18 protein-coding genes and 1 pseudogene are annotated in these 18,666 nt (G+C 50.2%); 9 read left to right on the top strand and 10 right to left on the bottom strand.

Going from position 1 to position 18,666, the window contains the following annotated elements; all coding sequences use genetic code 11:
- The first annotated feature begins 22 nt into the window (after window positions 1-22).
- Window positions 23-1,237 (top strand): DNA cytosine methyltransferase, encoded by a 1,215-nt coding sequence (locus P8H27_RS01980; protein ID WP_289634946.1) that lies wholly within the window; start codon window positions 23-25, stop codon window positions 1,235-1,237.
- The gene (locus tag P8H27_RS01985) at window positions 1,234-1,875 is read left to right on the top strand and encodes an Eco29kI family restriction endonuclease (RefSeq protein ID WP_289634947.1); all 642 of its coding nucleotides are present in this window, start codon (window positions 1,234-1,236) and stop codon (window positions 1,873-1,875) included. The genes P8H27_RS01980 and P8H27_RS01985 overlap by 4 nt, the downstream gene beginning before the upstream one ends.
- Before the next feature lie 10 nt (window positions 1,876-1,885).
- Here P8H27_RS01985 and P8H27_RS01990 read toward each other — a convergent pair whose 3' ends face one another.
- The 5 genes from P8H27_RS01990 to P8H27_RS02010 all read right to left on the bottom strand — a co-directional run bounded on the left by P8H27_RS01990 (window position 1,886) and on the right by P8H27_RS02010 (window position 5,214).
- The gene (locus P8H27_RS01990) at window positions 1,886-2,311 is read right to left on the bottom strand and encodes a very short patch repair endonuclease (protein ID WP_289634948.1); all 426 of its coding nucleotides are present in this window, start codon (window positions 2,309-2,311) and stop codon (window positions 1,886-1,888) included.
- Between the two features lie 12 nt (window positions 2,312-2,323).
- On the bottom strand, window positions 2,324-2,668 hold the full coding sequence (locus tag P8H27_RS01995) for a hypothetical protein (RefSeq protein ID WP_289634949.1): 345 nt from the start codon (window positions 2,666-2,668) through the stop codon (window positions 2,324-2,326).
- Between the two features lie 63 nt (window positions 2,669-2,731).
- Complete coding sequence (locus P8H27_RS02000) at window positions 2,732-3,088, bottom strand: histone-like nucleoid-structuring protein, MvaT/MvaU family (protein WP_289634950.1); 357 nt, start codon at window positions 3,086-3,088, stop codon at window positions 2,732-2,734.
- Window positions 3,089-3,102: 14 nt separating this feature from the next.
- Window positions 3,103-4,092 (bottom strand): hypothetical protein, encoded by a 990-nt coding sequence (locus P8H27_RS02005; RefSeq protein WP_289634951.1) that lies wholly within the window; start codon window positions 4,090-4,092, stop codon window positions 3,103-3,105.
- A gap of 678 nt (window positions 4,093-4,770) precedes the next feature.
- Window positions 4,771-5,214 carry a hypothetical protein gene (locus tag P8H27_RS02010; RefSeq protein WP_289634952.1) on the bottom strand — a complete coding sequence of 148 codons (444 nt, stop codon included), beginning with the start codon at window positions 5,212-5,214 and terminating at the stop codon, window positions 4,771-4,773.
- Between the two features lie 217 nt (window positions 5,215-5,431).
- On the opposite strand from P8H27_RS02010, the gene P8H27_RS02015 reads away from it, so the two are divergent.
- On the top strand, window positions 5,432-6,409 hold the full coding sequence (locus P8H27_RS02015; protein ID WP_289634953.1) for an AAA family ATPase: 978 nt from the start codon (window positions 5,432-5,434) through the stop codon (window positions 6,407-6,409).
- Window positions 6,410-6,691: 282 nt separating this feature from the next.
- Window positions 6,692-7,018 carry a hypothetical protein gene (locus tag P8H27_RS02020; protein ID WP_289634954.1) on the top strand — a complete coding sequence of 109 codons (327 nt, stop codon included), beginning with the start codon at window positions 6,692-6,694 and terminating at the stop codon, window positions 7,016-7,018.
- Window positions 7,019-7,247: 229 nt separating this feature from the next.
- On the opposite strand, the pseudogene P8H27_RS02025 reads toward P8H27_RS02020, so the two are convergent.
- Window positions 7,248-7,664, bottom strand: a pseudogene (locus P8H27_RS02025) (transposase); the annotation flags it as partial.
- A 1,107-nt stretch (window positions 7,665-8,771) separates the two neighbouring features.
- Between P8H27_RS02025 and P8H27_RS02030 the strand changes: the two are divergent.
- From P8H27_RS02030 to P8H27_RS02040, 3 genes are all read left to right on the top strand, one after another.
- On the top strand, window positions 8,772-9,272 hold the full coding sequence (locus tag P8H27_RS02030; protein WP_289634955.1) for a hypothetical protein: 501 nt from the start codon (window positions 8,772-8,774) through the stop codon (window positions 9,270-9,272).
- A gap of 284 nt (window positions 9,273-9,556) precedes the next feature.
- Entirely contained in the window at window positions 9,557-10,171 is a 615-nt protein-coding gene (locus P8H27_RS02035; RefSeq protein ID WP_289634956.1) for an antitoxin Xre/MbcA/ParS toxin-binding domain-containing protein, read from the top strand.
- A 185-nt stretch (window positions 10,172-10,356) separates the two neighbouring features.
- Window positions 10,357-11,001: a reverse transcriptase domain-containing protein gene (locus P8H27_RS02040; RefSeq protein WP_289634957.1), complete on the top strand. Its 645-nt coding sequence runs from the start codon at window positions 10,357-10,359 to the stop codon at window positions 10,999-11,001.
- Window positions 11,002-11,089: 88 nt separating this feature from the next.
- Here P8H27_RS02040 and P8H27_RS20580 read toward each other — a convergent pair whose 3' ends face one another.
- Window positions 11,090-11,596: a Fic family protein gene (locus P8H27_RS20580; RefSeq protein WP_374761318.1), complete on the bottom strand. Its 507-nt coding sequence runs from the start codon at window positions 11,594-11,596 to the stop codon at window positions 11,090-11,092.
- Window positions 11,597-11,712: 116 nt separating this feature from the next.
- Window positions 11,713-11,922 (bottom strand): hypothetical protein, encoded by a 210-nt coding sequence (locus tag P8H27_RS02045; RefSeq protein ID WP_289634958.1) that lies wholly within the window; start codon window positions 11,920-11,922, stop codon window positions 11,713-11,715.
- Between the two features lie 487 nt (window positions 11,923-12,409).
- Here P8H27_RS02045 and P8H27_RS02050 point away from each other — a divergent pair, with 487 nt between their 5' ends.
- A complete protein-coding gene (locus P8H27_RS02050) occupies window positions 12,410-15,421 on the top strand; it encodes a KAP family NTPase (protein ID WP_289634959.1) in 3,012 nt (1,003 codons plus the stop codon).
- 625 nt (window positions 15,422-16,046) lie between these two features.
- Window positions 16,047-16,643, top strand: a complete 597-nt coding sequence (locus P8H27_RS02060) for a hypothetical protein (RefSeq protein ID WP_289634960.1) — start codon at window positions 16,047-16,049, stop codon at window positions 16,641-16,643.
- A gap of 510 nt (window positions 16,644-17,153) precedes the next feature.
- Here P8H27_RS02060 and P8H27_RS02065 read toward each other — a convergent pair.
- Window positions 17,154-17,504, bottom strand: coding sequence for a hypothetical protein (locus tag P8H27_RS02065; protein WP_289634961.1), 351 nt, complete (start codon window positions 17,502-17,504; stop codon window positions 17,154-17,156).
- A gap of 548 nt (window positions 17,505-18,052) precedes the next feature.
- Window positions 18,053-18,664: a hypothetical protein gene (locus P8H27_RS02070; protein WP_289634962.1), complete on the bottom strand. Its 612-nt coding sequence runs from the start codon at window positions 18,662-18,664 to the stop codon at window positions 18,053-18,055.
- Window positions 18,665-18,666: the final 2 nt, after the last annotated feature.

Raw genomic sequence — 18,666 nt, forward strand, 5'->3', positions numbered from 1 at the left:
AGGGGTTTTTGAGGGGATGTCCATGAGATCGGTAGAGCTTTTTGCGGGAGCCGGCGGACTGGCGATGGGATGCGAGATAGCTGGGTTTGAGCACCTGGCCGTCGTCGAGTGGGACAAATGGGCGTGTGACACGGTTCGTGAGAACCGCAAGCGTGGATACCCGCTCGTTGCTGACTGGACCCTTCATGAAGGAGATGTCCGTACGTTCGACTGGTCATCCATCCCCGAGGGTATTGACTTGCTTGCTGGTGGGCCTCCTTGTCAGCCGTTTTCCATCGGTGGCAAGCACCAAGCCTACGACGACAGCCGAGACATGTTCCCGGCCACAGTCGATATCATCCGGAGATTGAAGCCCAAAGCGTTCATCGTAGAGAACGTGAAAGGTTTGACGCGGGCCGCATTTGCCAACTACTACCAGTACATCCTTCTTCAGCTTGAATTTCCGGAACTACCTCATCGCAAAAACGAGGCATGGGATGAGCATTTCATGCGCCTTCAGGCCGAGCACACGAGCGGCAAGAAGAAGGGGAGGGGACTAACTTATAACGTTGTTCCAACGCTGGTGAATGCAGCCGATTACGGTGTTCCGCAAAAGCGTGAACGGGTATTCATCGTCGGATTCCGTGATGATCTTGGCATTGAGTGGTCGTTTCCCAAGGCTACCCACAGTCACGAAGCCTTGCTGCATTCGCAATGGGTTACTGGAAAATATTGGGCACGGCACGGAATGAAGATGCCGCCAGTTCCGGATAAGCTGGCTGCTCGTGTCAAGAAGATGAAAAAAAGTGACATGCCGATTGATGCGCAGCCTTGGCGCACGGTCCGTGATGCGATCAGTGGCTTGCCTGATCCGGAAACAAGGGCAGCATTTAAGATTTCGAATCACGTCTTCCAAGGCGGTGCTCGTTCGTATCCCGGTCACACCGGCAGTCCGCTTGATCTTCCTGCGAAGACCCTGAAGGCAGGGGATCACGGCGTTCCTGGTGGTGAGAACATGCTCGTCAAAGAGAATGGAGATGTTCGCTATTTCACCGTCCGTGAGAGTGCTCGTATCCAAACGTTCCCTGACGGCTTCAAATTCCACGGAAGCTGGACAGAGACAATGAGACAGTTGGGCAACGCAGTACCTGTGTTGCTTGCACAACAAGTCGCTTCTAGCGTTGCAGAGAAATTGATTCTGGCTGAGTTAGAAATCCTTCAACGAGAAAGTAAGAATAAAGGGAAGTTCGTAGCATGAGCGTAGTCCCGTTCAATCCTTTAGATAAGAAGAATCTCGGAGCCAGCGTGGCAGAAGCTCTTCTTACAAAGGAGGTGCATCCTCTTGGAAAGCTACCAAGGTTCGATGGCGCTGGAGTTTATGCTATTTACTATACTGGCGATCTTCCGATCTACGCTAATTTGGCGAGGATGAATAAGAATGCATCCTTCCTGTGGCCAATCTATGTAGGCAAGGCCGTCCCTCCAGGCTCTAGAACGGGAATGGAGACTGAGAAGGAGACTGGACCGGCACTTGTTAGCCGCTTGCGCGAGCATGCGAATAGTATTAAGAAAACAGAATTAAATATAGAAGATTTCTATTGTAGATTTTTGGTGGTAGATGACATTTGGATTCCCTTGGGCGAGTCGTTAATAATTAATAGATTCACGCCTGTTTGGAATGTCTTGATTGATGGTTTCGGAAACCATCCGCCAGGTAAAGGACGAAAGGAGGGCATGCGGCCGAGGTGGGATACGCTGCATCCAGGGAGAAAGTGGGCTGAGAAACTTCCTGTTCGTGAAGAAACGGCAGAGGAGATTGGACGGGAAGCCGAGGTCTATCTGAGGAGCATACCGTCCGTGCTTTCGAACCAATTTATCGAAGCAGAAGGCGACTAAACCGAGCCGCCTAACTGGAGGCCTTGTGTTCTATAAACTCGCGGATTTTATTTTCGAGAGCAGACACATCTCGTAGCTGACACTCCCAGATAATCAACACATCCCAGCCGAGGGTGTCCAACTGGTCAGCAACGAGAGCGTCTCGCCTCAGGTTTGCGTCGAATTTTGGAAGCCAGAAATCCAATCGCGACTTTGGAAGCCTTGCAAGGCGGCAGCTAGGATCATCGTGTCTGTGCCAAAAGCAGCCATGCACGAGAATGATCTTTTTGCGTGATGAAAAAACTAGATCCGGCTTTCCTGGAAGGTCTTTCCTGTGGAGTCTGTAGCGATAACCCATGCTGAAGACGAGCTGCCGGACTAGCAATTCAGGCTTCGTATTTGTAGAGCGAACCTTGCCCATACGCTTGCTGCGTTCGTGTGGGCTTAGGGTATCCATGCTTTATGATACTTACGGGGACTTGCGATGAAGAACTATCGATCCATCAAATGAGCCATCAAAAATTATGGCGTCCTCTGTTTTTGAGTAGAAAATCTTGTCGCCAAGCCCGGTTTGAGACGTGCGCAAGTGATCCTCGACCACTTCACCAATATTCGTTGCGATAACTTTACCGTTATAGATCTGCCTGATCAGGTAATGTCCCCCGTCGTCATCTATTTTTACATAGATTTGAGCACCTTCTTTTTGCCATTCGCCGACAAACCTACTCCCAATATTGGGCGGAGTCGTTTCTTCTTGTTTCGAACAGCCCAAAAAAGCAGTGATTGAAAGCATTAGAAAAATTCGAGCAAGCATATTTTAAAAGTCCGTTGTTCTTGAGGCCATTACAGTCCAAAGCACCTCTGCGATAGAGTAAGCCTATTGGAGCCAACTTTCGACCTCTTTAGCACCAAACTGTTCTTTCCAAGCCTTGAGCACCTTGTGGTTACCGCCTTTGGTCTCAACACGCTCGCCATTGTTCGGGTTGATGTAGACCTTGAGTTGTCGTTCTTTACGCTGACCAACAGCGCCTGTGGCACGATCTGCACGAGCGTGCGGGTCGAGGATTAGCTTCACTTCACGCAGCGAGAAGCCGTACTCAGCAAGCAGAGCGCGCAGCTTGCTTTCAAACTCAATTTCTTTCTTCAGACCGTCGTCGTTTTTCAGGGCGTCGAGTTGAGCTAGTTGTTCAGCTAGCTGGGCTTCGAGTGCTTTGAACTCTGCGAGTTTGCTCATTTTGTTCCCAATTTTTATGTGTTGGTGTTGGTAAATTCGATTGAGTCGAATGACTTGATTTTCTTTACTACTGAGTTTCGTCGTGTCTCGATCTGACTGTTCGACATTGTAATGTAGATATTCTGAAAGTCACTGAGCTGGCTTGCTTCAACCTCAATCTGAGCTTCGACGACAGCTAGGTCTTTTTTGAGTGACACTAGTGCCGGGCCGAGTGCGGTCTTGACCTGGAGTCGGAGGCGGGTGGCGCGATCCCGCAGACGCTTAAGGTAGCGAAGCTGGAGATGAATGAGGTCTAGCTTGCTTTCGCCCTGATGGATCTGGTCGCGGCAGTGATCGATGATGCTGGTGAAGTACGCATAGCGCTCTTCGTAGGACTTCTTGGGTCGACCCATGCTTTGGTCTTGATCTTCGTCCTGATCTGTGTAGCGGGCGAGATCGCGTCGCTTGTAGAAAGCTGTATGCATCTGTCTGTCGAGGGTGCCGAGGATGTCTTTTCCGGGGCGTCCGATCTGATTTTTTCCATGCAAGGCGCGTAGAGAGTCGATGTCGGAGGACTTATCTCCGAATTCGGCTTCCATTGCTTTTAGCTTTTCAAGCTCATCTTCTCGCTTGATTTCAATACGAGCCAGCTCTAGCTCCTTGGGCATCTTCGGCTTGCCTGGAGCCATGCGTTTTTCTGCATCAGGGAGGGTGTTCCAGGCTTCCTCTGTGAAGCCTTGAGGGCGAAAGAGGTTCAGCTTTTGACGAATGGATTTCGCTTCTGCTGAGCGTCCAGCATGCTCGTGAATAGCTACGTCCCGAGCAAAAGAAAGGCGCTGGTTGAACGTGCTCAGCAGTAAAGGAGCCTCAGTCTCAGTAGCGGCATCATGGCCAGACTCTTCAGTGATCCGGAGTTCAAGGTCCGCGCAGCTCTCGAAGAGGCGGGCGACTAGGCGGCGTTGCTTCTCCACTGGGCTGAGTGAAGGGCGGCCTTGAGATTTAGTCCTTGACTGTTTTTCTTTCATGTGGAATGCCTTGACAAGGATAATTAATATATGGCATAATATTAGAAAATTCAGATGGTAGTCAAGGATCTCGGGGATCTCGCGGATCTCGGGGATGCGGTAGCGATAGCTCGAAGTATCGAGCTAACCAGTTCCTGATGCCATTCAAGCTTAATGGCAGCTAGATCTGCGACGAGGTCCCGGCAATTGTCTTGGGATGGCATGACCTAATGGAAGAAATAATTAGAGTGCACAAACTGTAGAATGGCTTTCGAGATACTGAATCCGCATGACGCTTCAATAATTGTATTTCATTAATAGATCAAGATCGGTGATAGGAGTGCCGTTGAAAAGAAATCGTATACGTGGGTGCATATTCTCAAGCCTGAACTTCTTCTGCTTGTCTCGATGCGCGAAAGCATCGCTCTTCTTATAAAAGAAACTCTCCAGTCGCCCATTTGTGCGTGATGAACTCAATTTCCCGAACCGGTTCGTAGGTTTCTCTGTGTGCCATCTGCAAAATGAAGTAATGCAGGTAGATGGGGTTTGCTTAGATGGTTGCTAATTTTATAATTTATTGCATGCTGTGCATAAGAAAAATTTTAATATATAGAATATGGCGTGGTGTATATGCGTAAAGAGGGGGAAGGCCCTCTATACAGGAACACAGTGGAACCTGTATGAGGGTTGTTGTAGTTACTAGATACTAATTGTTCCTTTGAATTTTTTGGCTCTATCATGGGGTGAGGGAAGTGCTATGAAGAGTGTTAGGTTGGAAGCATTAATGTCGCTATCTTTGATGTGAGGGGTAAGCTCCCGATTAAAAGGTTTGTGAGATGAAAAGTCAGTGTTAGGGCTTGTGCTGTATATATTGGCATTTGTCTCGTTAAACTCGTAATGCCCTAGGTCTGAGCCAAATACTTCACGTGTCCCTTTGGTTTCAATAATGAGGCAGGTCTTGTTGTGCTCAATTTTAGTTAGAATGGTTGCCTCCATAAATTCAATTACATCATCGTCTCCGTGGTAAATAAGCTTTGTTATGTCAGTTGTTATGTCCCAGTCATTATCTCCTAGAGATGTCATGGCGATCTCGTTTATGGATTTGAAACTTTCGTTGAAATTATAAATTTGCGATTTAAGCATTTGTAGCTCCTTAGTGGTTTGCCATTCCAATCTTAAAAACAGAAATTGAATTGTCAATAGTTGGTGTAAGTTATTTATGTTGTTCCTGATGTGCTTGACAGGTTTAAAACTGTTTGTATCTTTCCAAGTAAGCCATTGTGGTGATTTCAATGCATATATGTGGTCGGAAGTCAGGCGATAAGCCTAGGCTACGGATGATTATAATTTTGGAGTAATTATGGATTTTAATGTGAGTTACGCTGAGGTGATGTCGAAATCAAACATGAGGTCGCTTGTTGAGTGCGCAAAGGCTCCGATTAACTGGATGTTCGAGGGTCTTATTGAAAATGATCGTGACAAGGGACATCAATGGTTGATCACAGGGGAGCCAAAATCAGGAAAGTCTAGGCTAGTAATGCAGCTCGCTATGGCGGCGGCGGCAGGGGGGGACTTCCTCGGTTTTAAGTCAACTAGAAAAAATAAGGTTCTCTACTTTAATTTTGAGCTAGCACCTGCGGTAATAGGACGTCGAACATTGGAGTTTTTTGGTAGTGAGGAGGCTGTTCTACGTTGTGAGGAGAGGCTTGCAGTAAACAGCCTTTGGAGTGCAGTCGATGTCAATGATCCGCAGTGGATTAATTATTTGAAGGGGCTTATTGAATTCGCTGATCCAGATCTTGTGATTTGGGATGTGCTGAGACGAATGACGAATGCAGACGAAAATAACAACGTAGAAATGAGTAAGGTCATGCGTTCGATTCGAGAGATAAATTCGCAGCGTACCCACATCGTCGTACATCACTCAAAGAAAGAGCTTTTTGATCGAAATGCTGGCGCTAGAGGGATTAGAGGCGCTTCAGCAATTCACGCTGAAGTGGACGGTGTGATTTCGATTGCGAAAATAGGTAATAAGCACACTCTGAAGTTTTCAGTTAGAGCCGTTCCGTGTCTAGATGAGCTTAGCCTTGAGGCAGATGGAGTCTCATTTAGACTTGCTAATGCTGCAAACTCCGAAGTAAAAAAGGAGGGTGTCGATATCGGTTTGGCCTTCAAAGACGTGAAACATCGGAGTCGTAAGGAGATGCTTGCGTTCGTGAAAGAGCATATGGGGCTTGAAGAGTCTGCGACGGACCGAAAACTGGATGCCCTTGTTAGGGTTGGTAAGCTTATTAAGGAGAAAAAGGGAAGGGAAGTTGTATTCAGGTCGGGTCTATAACAATTGTCTTCATTGTAGTCGTTTCTATGTATAGAGAATGACGAAGGTGATTGTAAGTAGGTGATTTCGATTGAATACCTGTGCTCTCCCCCTTTTAATCCCCCTCACAATACTCTAGTTATATTGATTGATTTATGCGTCAATCAGATTGACGCTTAATTTTTTTTGAAATCAATATACCCGATGCGGGGCATCGGAAGTTATCCAGTGATTAAATATTGGTTGACATAATTGTTTCTGTTGTTAATGTTGTGGGTGTGGATTAATTTATGGGGGTTTAATATGGATTTTAATATTGCAGAGATGGATAAGGTGTTTTTTAGGGCATGTTCTATGGAGGAAGGTGGCGACTATGACAGAGTCGGTCAGTTTCTGAGTCAGGATGAAAGGAGTGAGTTTGAAAAGGCTATGATAGATAGTGCCTTGATGGGGATAAGTTCATTTTTTAATTCTGAGTCGATGGATGCTGTATATGATGAATATCGTCTGGGATTGAGGCGGTGGACAAATGGCATCCCAGCCAATAGAAAAATTGCCATATTGATTAGCCTATATGGTGTTGATGGATTTAGTCAGCTAGTGGGCGATGGTAGAGCGAAAGTTAGTTAGCAAGCCGGCTAACATAACTATATATGCTGTCGTTACGCTGTGTGCTGCTCAAGGAAGCATGCGTGGTTTACCAGCAGCCTAGCTGTGGTGATGTAGAAGGCCGCACTCAAGCCCTGCTGGAAATAGGGCTCAGGTGCGGTGGTGTTATGAGTGACAGCTATGATTATTGCCAATTAGCCACTGGATCGGTTCTCGCGGAGCGAGGTGAGAAATTTCTTGAAGTCAGCACCTAGGTTCTGTGCGAAAAGTACTGCCGTAGTCGCCGCAGCGTGCAAGCCAGCGTGACCATTGGGGAAGAACTTCTGGCCAGCTTGTCGTAGCAAGTGCCGATCCTCCGACTTTACTTCAACCAGCCGAACTTCCTTTCGATGATGTTGCGCTGCCGGTATTTAGGACGGTCGAACAGCCGTGGCAGTTCTGGCTTGTTCTTGCGCTTCAAGGTACACAGCGGAATTACAGGCTGCATCCGGTAGCGGTCGCAGTACAGGCGTAGATGCGACTGTGCCAAGGAGATATCGCTGGCCTGACCCGGCGACAACAAAAAGCGCCACAGCACACCGTTAGCATCGCAGACCATGTGGATCTTGGTAGTCAGGCCACCACCACTATTTCTTATAGAGCCTAAGTAATCCAGTTCATCTGTCGGGAGCAGTTAATTTCCGGACACTACGTAAGTGATTGACTTATAGCAGTTTTAACTGACATAGATTCGTTACCCCAGCCTGCCCTGGAGGCGCGCATTCGCTTTGCTAAATTGCGTTTGGAAAGGCGACCGAAGAGCCCACCTGCATATCGACTTTTCGATCTTGGGCAGGGCGTCACGTGTGCTCAAGTGTTTGTAAGCACTACCCAGCAGGCCACGACCTTCCAGAGAAACGCTGTCCGCGTCGAGCACTGAGTCGGACACCGGCAACCGTATCGGAGCCATTCATGGTGGGTGATCACCGCAATCGCGAGAACCGGTCCGGGAATTAGCTGACATTCCGATGCTTTGTCCGGGTTTTAACTGACTTGCTCGGAGGGCTCTAGAACAGCAATTCCAGGCATTGAAGGGTTTAATTGTGATGCGGGCCAGGTCGAAAATTGAGGATTGTCCGGCTTTTAGTTGCCACAGAGGTGGCAGAAAATTCGAGCGATCTGGAACGGTCTAGAGCCCCAATCGACCTCATTTGGTGGCTGGAGAGCGTCTTCTCATCAACCGAGCCCCTGGTAGTCCGGGTTTTAACTGACAAATGCGGATTACCAATTGCGGTGAACCCTCTAGCACGAGGCGTATAGCGGTGAGGGCAAAGTGAGGCACCCTATATTTTATTCTGGGTGGATCATTTGCAAAATCTCCAAAGGTGGTGAGGTTGCGGCGTAAGGCACTGAATCTATGCCGGTTCCTGGATTACCTGACATACGTCCGGCTTTTAGTTGATCCCGACATCATAAAATTTGCCTTCTGTAATGGCTTTTGTTGAGGCTGCCACAAGTCTTTGTGCCGGACGGCCAAATTCATCCATGGGAAGTTTCCGATAACAGGAATTATCGGAAATATAATAAATCTATAAAGCCGAGCCAAGGTAGCAATTATCACGTGAAAGTTAAATAGTCAATAAAAAAATAATAAATTTCTTGACTTGCATGTGCACTCGAATTTAAAAATGCACTACTCCAAGAGTGATGCCTGTTGAAATTCGAGGTGGAATAGATATATGGCGAAGCATTGGTTGCGTAATAAAAATAGGATTAGACCGAGGGCTTAAATCTTATGTCGGACGATGATCAGACATTTGCCGCTTTGCGAGCACGTAAAGCAATCCATCCCGATTGGGTTCGGGTGCAAGGTGCCAAGGACAAATTTTCTAAACTAGCTCAAGAGTTTTATGAGCAACGCTATCCAGGGTGCGAAGTTACTTTTGGTGTCCCGAATCGTGAAAACATTCGTTTTCACTGCAATAAAGCATTGGATGTATATTTTCGTGTGCAAGCACGCGGTGCAAGCTGGCCAGAAGATACTTTAGTAATAGCCAATGTTTACAATGTGTACGGCATTGAGAGTAAGGGCCCGTTGTTGGAGTTATTTGATTTTATAATCATGGCTCAAGAAGAAGTAGGGTACTTTAATTTGGGGTTTGAGTTCCCCGGAAAGCATGAGGTGCCACTGATTAAACAGTTTGGCTTTAAAAGGCTAGAGCACTTAGCAGGGGGGTGGACTATTTCAATAGTAGCGCTTAAAGAGGTCATTGATGCTGGATCTACATGTAGCTAGGGATGACCTGCAAGCTGAGGATTTTTACTATGTGTGAAGAATTTGACGCTCTGCTATGTGCCAGGTCATCGAGATCGATCACCGGTACATGATCGAGACTGTTGATGGCAATCGGCTTCTGCTTGTGAAATTTCATTCATGAGGTGGGCGACAATCGCTGATGTTCTTGCTGGAGTTGTTCGCCAGTTCTGCCATGGCCGGGTCGCGGTACTGCGTACATTGATGATGTGACGATCGAATCGGATGTAGATCACTTGTGACTTGCTAAGGAGATTGTCGAAATCATGCATGAACAACTTGACGCTTTGCTGTGTACGCGTTACCCGGCCATTTTTTCAGCTTGCGAACCGGGTAATCAACGGTTGTTCGGCTTCGAATGCGGGGACGGCTGGTTCACGCTCATCGAGGCCGCCTGTAGATTAATTCAACATCACATAAACGCCACTGGCACCGAGCAACTGATGGCTTCGCAGGTGAAAGAAAAATTTGGCGGGCTTCGCTTCTACTGTCGACACGCAAGCGACTACGCAACTTCGGTGGTGGATCTCTCCGAGTCGCTATCGCTGCACGTTTGTGAGGTGTGTGGTGCCCCCGGTAGGACGGTCTCTCGCTCGGGCTGGATGCGGACGCGCTGTCCAGAGCATGAAAGCACCACGGCTTATGATGAACGAATCATGAAAGCCTCCAGGGAGAACATCCTCCAGTCTCCCTCGATTGCCGATGTGATGGAGGCCTCCTTGGCATTCTTCGCGCTTGATAGTCAATCTGCTGCTCGCTGGCTAACTCAGCCAGCGATGGCGTTAGGACATGCTGTTCCGTTGCATCTGGCAGTATCTGCCGAAGGTCAGCGTCAGGTGTTGACACTAATCGGGCGTCTTGAGCACGGCGTCTCCTCGTGAGGTCGAATCGAATCTGCGACCGTCGTAATTCTTTACGACGTCTTCGTTGGCGCATGGAAATCCCGGCGATAAGGGCTATCGCGTCCGCTTAAAATACGCGGACACCATCGCCCTTAATGCTGGAGTTCGGAAGGTGACTTGGCTGGACGCTTAGTGCGCCAGTTAAAGCTGGCGGAGGATAGTCGATGAAAGTTCGATACCGGCATGCCCGTGGCGATATGGTTGTTGTGCGCTATGCAGACGACAGCGTGGTGGGTTTCAGGAAGCAATCGCAGGCTCAGCAGTTCCTGGCACAGTTGCAGGAGCGCCTGGCCAGGTTTGGCCTATCCCTCAATGCGGCGAAAACACGGCTGATTGAATTTGGTCGTTTTGCCATAGGCAAACGCCGGCGGCGAGGACTGGGCAAACCGGAGACTTTTGACTTCCTGGGGCTCACGCACTGCTGTAGCACCAAAAGAAACGGCGACTTCCAAGTGCTGCGACTGACGGTGAAGAAGCGGATGCGTGCGACGCTGCTGGCTATCCGGGATGAACTGCAACGCCGACGTCATGAGCCTGTCCGGGCTCAAGGGCAGTGGCTCAATCGGGTGGTGAGTGGATATTTCAATTACCACGCGGTGCCAGGAAACCTGAAGCGTCTCAGTGGCTTCAGGAAGGCTATCTGTCGGTACTGGCGTCAGGCTCTCGGGCGACGCAGCCAGAGAAATCGGCTGCAATGGTCTCGTTTCGGACTGCTCACAGATCACTACATACCCAGCCCAAAGAATGCACACCCGTACCCTGAGGATCGCTTCGCGTCACATACCCGAGGCAGGAGCCGTATGCGGTAGTTCCGCACGTACGGATCTGTGCGGGGGGGGGGGCAGGTAACTGCCATCCCTACCGCGACCGAAACGACAAAGGCATTTGGAGGTAATACTAAGGGTTCTCAGCGGGGGGCTGTTGTGTACTGAGCTGCTCTGTGATGAGCTTGGACAACAGCTCATGCAGTGGGCTAAGGTCAAACGGACCTTGGGTCAAAGACTCGTCTACACGCTGGAGTGCAACTACGTATTCATCTCGGTCGCGACAAATAAGCTCAGGAAGGATCGTAGTTCCTGGTAGCCAGCTACCGGACTTCACACACAGCACGAAATAGCAGGCAGCTCTAGCCGTTCTACCATTGCCATTGATAAACGGGTGAATGTGGTTTAGCCGCCAGAGCACGTATGCCGTGAGCGTCACTGGGTCGGATTGCTCCCAGCTCCTATTCACTATATTCACAAAGTCGTCCATGAGCGCCTCGACCCGGTAGTGCTCGGGAGGCATATGGTTGCCCACGACGACTTGGCAAGGACGGTACTCGCCGGCATTCGTATGCAGGCAAGTAATGGCATGAAAATTCAAAGCCTTGATGATGTGGTTCGACAAGAACGCGCGGTCCACAGCCAATGCAGCGCCTACTATGGACCTTAAGAAGTCGTACTGCCGATTGCCATTGGAGACTTCCAGTTCTTGGTAGACTGGATTTTGCTCGGTGTTACCGCACAATTCGAAGAGGATCAACGTTTCGCCCCTTCGACTCCTTCCTGCTCAAGAATCAACTTGCGAACCTGTTCGCGCGTGACGCCGTTCTTCGAGCTTACAGATCCATAGACGAACGATACTCGCTGTTCCAGCATCTCGGCGGCAGTCTGCTTGTGTTGCGAGGCCCCTTGGAGCGCACACAACAGACCCGGATCTGTCTTCAAATCCAAGAAATTCTTAGCCATGTTTACCTCCTTTTCACTGCTTGGCCCTGTAACTTCGACACCGGCGCACGCCATGTGTCCTCTTTATTTATCGATCCCGCTGACGAAGAGCGCAAGAAAATTTACGTTCCCGGCTCCAGACACCGACGCTGGGGGGATCGAATAGTCGGTGCCCCTGATTGTAGCCTGTTCTCACGCTTTCCATCTGTGCGTTCATTACCTACCGTCGAATCTGTAACCCCGATGAGAAACGACAAGAGCCTGCATCGTTTCCTTGGCGATCGGCCACGGACAACCCTTTGCATACAAGGGGCAGGCTTTAGCCGGGTCGACTCCACCCATTCGCCCCTCGACTGTCCACCGTCCACTATTGGCCGGTTGTTGCCTGTCGCGACCGGCTGGTTTGGGTCGGCTTCTGCCGGTCACGACGAGCCGGTATCGACCCCAGCGGAGTGTTAATGTCGGCTATTACGCTAGGAGATAGCACTGAATCATGAAGGAGAAATCGATGACTGCTACCAAACCAGCGATGAAGATGCCCGAGTTGCTGGTATTCGCCAGGCCGCTTGTCACTGGATTAGTAGGGGCGGAGGTTTGGCGGGTAGCCTTCTACCTCGGAGCGAACTTCGCTCCGACATTGTCTGACGTAGCCCTCTGGGTAAAGATCGGCGGGATACTGAGCGGAGCGCTGCTATGTCTGACCTACGCATTCAAGCGGGGAGCGCACGTCGCTGCTGCACGAATGGGCCGCAGTCTTCGCTTCGATCTGCTGGTCGCGATCGGTAGCGGTATCTGGATAAACGAGTTAGCCTCGCCCTGGCTAGCCGAGGTTCACGCAGCATTAATGAATGCGGATCCTCATTGGGCACCAGCGGTCTTCATTCTGCTCTGCGCAGTACTGTTGTCGCCACTGGTTCAGCAATGCTGGCCAAGCCCCAAAAGAACGACTCCGCAGTTGTACTTCATTGCAGATGAGGAAATCGGAGAAGAGACAGAAGATCTGCTTGCGAGCAAGGTGCAAGCCAAGTCGTTCGCAGAGACAGTTATCGCAAGCGCTGCCCACCCTGGGCTTGTCTTTGGGGTTGATGGACCATGGGGGGTCGGCAAGACCAGCTTCATCAACCTTGCTGAGCGTTACTGGGCAAAAGAAGAAGACGGGGTCATTGTTTGTCGATTCGAACCCCTTCGGTACGCATCAGAGCCCGACCTTGCGGACCGCTTGATTCGTGACCTATCTGCCTCTATTCAGCGAAAGGTCTTTGCTCCGGAGTTTCGGCCAGCGGCATCGCGATACTCCCGGTTGATAAAAGGAAAGGCCGACGTTTCGTTCCTTGGCTTCAAGCTTTCCTTGGAACCATCGCAGGAGACCGTTGATGAGCTGCTCGATGACATCGACGAGGTCCTTAGGCGGATCGGCCGTCGCGTAATCATTGTCATCGACGACCTGGATCGATTGGACGCGAAAACCACCAACAACGTTCTGTTCGCAACGCGACGGACGTTCAAGCTATCTCAGGCCACGTATGTCCTCTGTTACGACACCGAGATACTTGCTGGAAGCAAGGATGAGGGCTCGAGGGCGCGGGAGTTCCTTGAGAAGTTTGTGACAGTCAAGCTGAGCTTGTTCGTTGACAGCTCTAGCATTCGGGACTTCTTACGAAGGGACTGGCATCGCTTAGAAAACCAACTGGGCTCGATTCCCTCCGACACAATGGTGAAGCTGGGCACCGTGCTCAACGAGTTGGCGGAAATTCTCGACGGTGAGTTGGCGGCGAATTACTTGCCCCTTGTAGGCGACTTGCGGAAGGTAAAGCGCTTCGTCAACGCCATGCTGCTCATGCAAATCGAGAAGAGCAACTTAGGCCGGATGGACTTCAACAAGCGAGACCTCATAAACCTAATGCTTTTGCATCTGCACTACCCTGGGTTGTTCAGGCGCATCTACGCCGAAGAGACGGAGGGACGTTGTGGAACCTTCTCTGTACGTCGCGAATATGATGGGCGCGATTACAAGTTCAAGAACTCGGCTGATTTTTCAAAGCTGGTGGCGGAGCATCAAGGGGCCGCAGGGTTCCTTTTGACACAACTCTTCGACTTAACAACGCTGAAGTTTGGTGATCGAAGTGAGGTAGATGAGGCGGTCCTGGTGTCGCGTGCTTGCTTCAACCAGAATTCCTTTAGGAATCTGGAGGGATACCTCAAGCTCATTGTGCGGTTCGCCACGCCCGAGCCGCAGGAGACATTTGTTCTGTACCAGGAAGCCGTGGAGCGAGTTCAAAAGGGTGCGTCCATTGGTTCAGTTCTGACGTCAGGTGACTTCCAATTGGAGCTAGGGGAGCGCGCGCATGACCAGTTCTGGAGGTTGCTCGTCAATCAGTCTCATGACTTCACTAGCGCTGCTGCCGAAGATGCCATCAACACGCTCGTAGACTATCTACCGCACTACTCGGCGATTGCGAATGATGATCGAGGGTTGCGGCAGAGGTCGATCTACTCCCTGCTACGACTCTTGGATAGTGCCGGCTGGGGAAGGACATCAGGCCGTCGTCGCTCGAATACTGCGGAGAATGTCATAGAGATCGCATGGCGGATTTTCGGTGAACGCGCCTACGCAGGCAAAGGCCTACTTCAACGTCTTGCAGGCAGTGATCGCGGCGTTCTCGGCTGGAACGATCTCATGATCTTCAGGCTTCAATGCTCCGCAGATCGTCAGGGGCAATTGTTCAATCTTCATTCAGCTCTCATCGTCCATCAGGATGAAAATGCGGCGACAACTGGATTCACCAGTAATCTCGCATTGATGGGGATGAGAAAACTGTCTCAAGAGGTCTTCGCGCTGTTCAAGCGAACCTACATTGATCGGCAGCGAAACTTTTTTGCGGAAGTCAGTGATGCCCCAGTTGCAGACTTTCTCGGTGAAGTTTCGTCTCAACTTGGCCAGCATGCTTCCAGTGATACTCAATCCGAGCATGATGCCGCTTCGCTTACTCGACGTATTTCCCCGGCACGCTCCCTCGTCAAATCCTTTGTGATCTACCAGTTGAGTAATCCACTGCCCCCAAATGGGTCAGGTGTTGGCTGTGGGCATTACAACGAGCATGGTGCTGGCGATGGTGCTGGTATAGCTAGGCTGATGAACGAATATGCGTTTGACTTCTGCTTCCACCCCGATATCCACGAGGACAATGTCTATCATTTTCTCGACCACTGCCTGTCGCATTTGAGTAATCCTTTCTTTTCGGGCGGAGATGAAGAAGGTTACTTTGCTTCAAAAGCTGAAATTTCGAGCGGTTTTGATCCGAAGGAAATGGGACGCTACTGGGCTCAGCATCGGGAACACATTCTCCAAAGAGAATTGCACCTCAAAGAGCGGTATGTAGTCACATCCAACTACACAGCTTCGTATAGCGAGGATCTGGTTGGGGTCTTCGCTGTACTTGATGAATTAGCTAACGAAGTTACAGCGAGTTTGCCGGAAAACGACAGTCTTCCGCTGAACTCGGCTGAGCCCGCTCAATGATGAGGTGCAGGTGGCGTTATGGAGGCCTCAATCTCACAGGGAGCCTACCTAGCCGCAACACGCCCGAAACAGTGAGGTGATGGCTTGGCCATCACTGGCCGAAACTGCTGCTGACCGGTCATCGGCCGGAGTTCCTTGAATGACTGCAATGGGTCGATTCTGTTGAAAAAGTAGATCCCCTGTCTGGCCTGCGGCAAAATCTCTTCATTGGACGGAGGGGGATCTCACAGCAGTTATCGAGTGGGCAGGAGCGACTGTTTTACTCGTTCAGCCTTGGAGATCACATCCCAGCCAATCACCTTCTCCGGTGGTGATCGTGGCTGAGTTCAGACGAGCTGAAAAACCGACTTTTTCAACAGAATCGGTCGACAGCTGCCATTCGTAAGCGGCCGGAGTCGACCAGAAGCGGCAATTGAGTGCCTACAAAATCAGGGGAGATTCATTGCGCTTGCTCTGAGGCGACCAAAAGTGCAGTATTTTGGCAGGCGCAGATGGGCGCCTGCCAGCTTGCAGCGGCGAAGTTCTGCACCATTGTGTTCGTTACCCTCACCTTATGGCACGCATCTACCGACGCGCAGCCCGGCGAAGCAAGCATCCTGGCAAATAGCGTCGCGTGGAGAAAGCCATGTCGAAATACAGCTATTTCAATCTGATCAAATCTAAGGCAAAAACACTTGCTCAAGAGCAAGGTTTCAAGCTGTCGGTAGCTCAAGAGCAGCTGGCCACTTCCTTGAAATTCAAGGACTTCCACGAACTAACGACAGTTGCTTCCCGCAATCCCGACGATGCCCGTCTGATTGGGGCTGCGCTAGGTTCATCGAATACTGCTGATGTTATTTACGATAGCCCGGTGTACGAGCGATTTTGCGAGGAGATTGATAACCTGCTTTCGGGTGAAACGGCAGACACCAATGCCTACGACTATTCGTGTGAAGATTTTGAAGTGACGGCCTCGTCGTATGACGAAACCAAGGGCCTGCTGGCACTGGAGGTTTCGTTCACTTACTCGGGTGAGCAAGATCAAGATCGTCCATACGCTGGTTGTGAGTTTTATCTGGATGTTGAAGTTACGTTGGCGCGACGTTCTGGTGAGTGGTTATTCGAAGAGGACTGGGTAGTATTAACCAAGATTGAGACAGATCAGGATCGCGACCGAGAGGCAGAGCTTGAAGATATGTACGCAGATTACTTGAAGGATAAAAAGCGAACTGATGGCATGTGAGCGCGGCTTGCGCAAAACCTTCCTTTTCATTTTCTGCTCCATCACTTAAAACGATGCAGCGAGTATGGGGAGTACGTGGTGGAGCTAACACGACAGCAACCCGACAGCGAGCTGGCAGGCAGGGCGCAGCTAGTCGGTCGCCCGTGAAGAGGCCAGGCCTTTGCAGGGTTGGCTGGCGAGAGAGGACGTCGGGTAGGTAGGTGACAATTGAGGCCGATCATTTGATTGCCCCGGTCTGCATCGATGCCATGCCCGGCTACTCCTCTTGCCCGAAGAATTCGGGTGGTGGGCCAGCAGGCCGGGGCACCGATTTAGGCTTCGAGGTGCGGCTCACAGTAATGGCACCATGGCATTCAGGCGAGTAGCCGAGGTTGTAAATCCCTCTTTTCAGGCAGAAGTGCGGAGGCTTGTCTTGTTCGATGTCCAGCCAGAGCGAAGCCGTGCGCTTGTGTCCTGGGAACGCGTGAGCGAAGAAGAAGATCCAGCTATTGTCCGAGCGCTTGGCGTGCTTCAGGCGGTAGTCCTGGAACTGAAATCGCTCAAAGGCTTTGCGTTGAAGATCACCACCGGCTTGAGGTCGCGCTGTGCTGATGCCTCGATGAAGGTCTTGAGTCCAATCAAGTCCAGCTTGTGAGCCAGCATCAGGGAGAGGCGCATTTCGGGATGGATTCCATCGAAGTCGACCCCGCTCAAGCTGGTCTCCATCTCCCATTCACCCGAAGCGTGATAGTGGCGTATCCAGCCGTACTGCCAGAAGGTGGCTGTCTTTCGATGGCTGCAAGCCAGGCCAGGCTTATGGCTCCAATGCCATTCGTAGATATCGCCCAGCTTTGGGGGCAGCTGCTCGTGCAGCTGGGACAATTTCCGCCCTCATCGCGCGTTGCGGGTATGCGTCTACCGTTATTGCTGCGTGCAAGGTACATCGGAGCTATCTATCCCTGAGCCGAGCACTCAATCTATCACCTGCTGGCTCGGAAGGGGCTCTCAATCTGAGTCAATTACCGTTCTTCCAGATCATCACGCCACCTCAGGATACTGGAGTGGCAACGGGACTGATCTCAACCGCCAGAACCTACAGAGGCGATATAAGCAGCGCAGCTTTCGGCCTTACTATGGATATAGAGGCCGTAAATGCCACGCTTCTTATCGGCCTGGCAGGATGCGCGCTGATCGCGATACGGATTGCTCCGTAGAGCTTCTTCTTGAAGCTGAACAGAGCAGCTGCTCAAGAATGGTTATCCGTAGTTTTCAGAAAGTGAACCATTGGGGATCCGTCTGGAAAGGCTCGTATTGCTGACTTTGCGCGACTGGGGAGCCCCGTTACTTCCGATGCGCATTCAAGGCGGTGCCCCAAACAGATCACCCCCAAGCCCAAGAGTGAGTTGGTGAGCTGACGCCGCATTCGTTGATTAGAACCCAATTTTTTCAGGCGGTCGCTTGTATTTGGTGAGCTTGCATTGGGTGCGATCCTGTGGGATTTCCCACTTTTTTAAATCATTGTATTCTGCGCAATACAGAGACATGCCAGGACCCTTTAGATATTTACAGGAGTAACCATCATGCTCATAAACCATCTCTAGAGAGTTCCTTGCAATTCCCCTTCGCGCAAACCTAATAAATACATCAGCATCATAGGTTGTCGTGCACGTATTGCTAATACATGAGTCAGAATTGGTGCCTATATAAATATGCTCCTTGTCTGTAAGCCAGAATACGTTGCCTTCTACCGAAGAAAACCTATTCCATGTGTTGTTTGACCATGCGTAATATCCATAATTTTCAACCTTTACTGAATTCCATTGATTAGAGTTTATTAATTTGGGATTTAATATGTGAAGAGTGTACTCTCTATTCACATGCTGCCAGCCACTGTTCAATACAAGATACACAGGGCACTCTATTGTAAGTTTTTGAATCTCTACAGTCTGGCCACCAATTGTTATCTTGCTGTGCAATATTTCAGCCATTACAGGTAGTGGCAAAAATGTGCCAATCAATAGCAAGTTTTTAAAAATTTTCATGA

Origin of the sequence: Pseudomonas sp. sp1636 (assembly GCF_030376615.1) — a bacterium.
GTDB lineage: Bacteria > Pseudomonadota > Gammaproteobacteria > Pseudomonadales > Pseudomonadaceae > Aquipseudomonas.

Bases quoted from the DNA above. Each gene is read 5' to 3' on its own strand.
- P8H27_RS01980 (WP_289634946.1), top strand. From the start codon at position 23: ATGAGATCGGTAGAGCTTTTTGCGGGAGCCGGCGGACTGGCGATGGGA.
- P8H27_RS01985 (WP_289634947.1), top strand. From the start codon at position 1,234: ATGAGCGTAGTCCCGTTCAATCCTTTAGATAAGAAGAATCTCGGAGCC.
- P8H27_RS01990 (WP_289634948.1), bottom strand. From the start codon at position 2,311: ATGGATACCCTAAGCCCACACGAACGCAGCAAGCGTATGGGCAAGGTT.
- P8H27_RS01995 (WP_289634949.1), bottom strand. From the start codon at position 2,668: ATGCTTGCTCGAATTTTTCTAATGCTTTCAATCACTGCTTTTTTGGGC.
- P8H27_RS02000 (WP_289634950.1), bottom strand. From the start codon at position 3,088: ATGAGCAAACTCGCAGAGTTCAAAGCACTCGAAGCCCAGCTAGCTGAA.
- P8H27_RS02005 (WP_289634951.1), bottom strand. From the start codon at position 4,092: ATGAAAGAAAAACAGTCAAGGACTAAATCTCAAGGCCGCCCTTCACTC.
- P8H27_RS02010 (WP_289634952.1), bottom strand. From the start codon at position 5,214: ATGCTTAAATCGCAAATTTATAATTTCAACGAAAGTTTCAAATCCATA.
- P8H27_RS02015 (WP_289634953.1), top strand. From the start codon at position 5,432: ATGGATTTTAATGTGAGTTACGCTGAGGTGATGTCGAAATCAAACATG.
- P8H27_RS02020 (WP_289634954.1), top strand. From the start codon at position 6,692: ATGGATTTTAATATTGCAGAGATGGATAAGGTGTTTTTTAGGGCATGT.
- P8H27_RS02030 (WP_289634955.1), top strand. From the start codon at position 8,772: ATGTCGGACGATGATCAGACATTTGCCGCTTTGCGAGCACGTAAAGCA.
- P8H27_RS02035 (WP_289634956.1), top strand. From the start codon at position 9,557: ATGCATGAACAACTTGACGCTTTGCTGTGTACGCGTTACCCGGCCATT.
- P8H27_RS02040 (WP_289634957.1), top strand. From the start codon at position 10,357: ATGAAAGTTCGATACCGGCATGCCCGTGGCGATATGGTTGTTGTGCGC.
- P8H27_RS02045 (WP_289634958.1), bottom strand. From the start codon at position 11,922: ATGGCTAAGAATTTCTTGGATTTGAAGACAGATCCGGGTCTGTTGTGT.
- P8H27_RS02050 (WP_289634959.1), top strand. From the start codon at position 12,410: ATGACTGCTACCAAACCAGCGATGAAGATGCCCGAGTTGCTGGTATTC.
- P8H27_RS02060 (WP_289634960.1), top strand. From the start codon at position 16,047: ATGTCGAAATACAGCTATTTCAATCTGATCAAATCTAAGGCAAAAACA.
- P8H27_RS02070 (WP_289634962.1), bottom strand. From the start codon at position 18,664: ATGAAAATTTTTAAAAACTTGCTATTGATTGGCACATTTTTGCCACTA.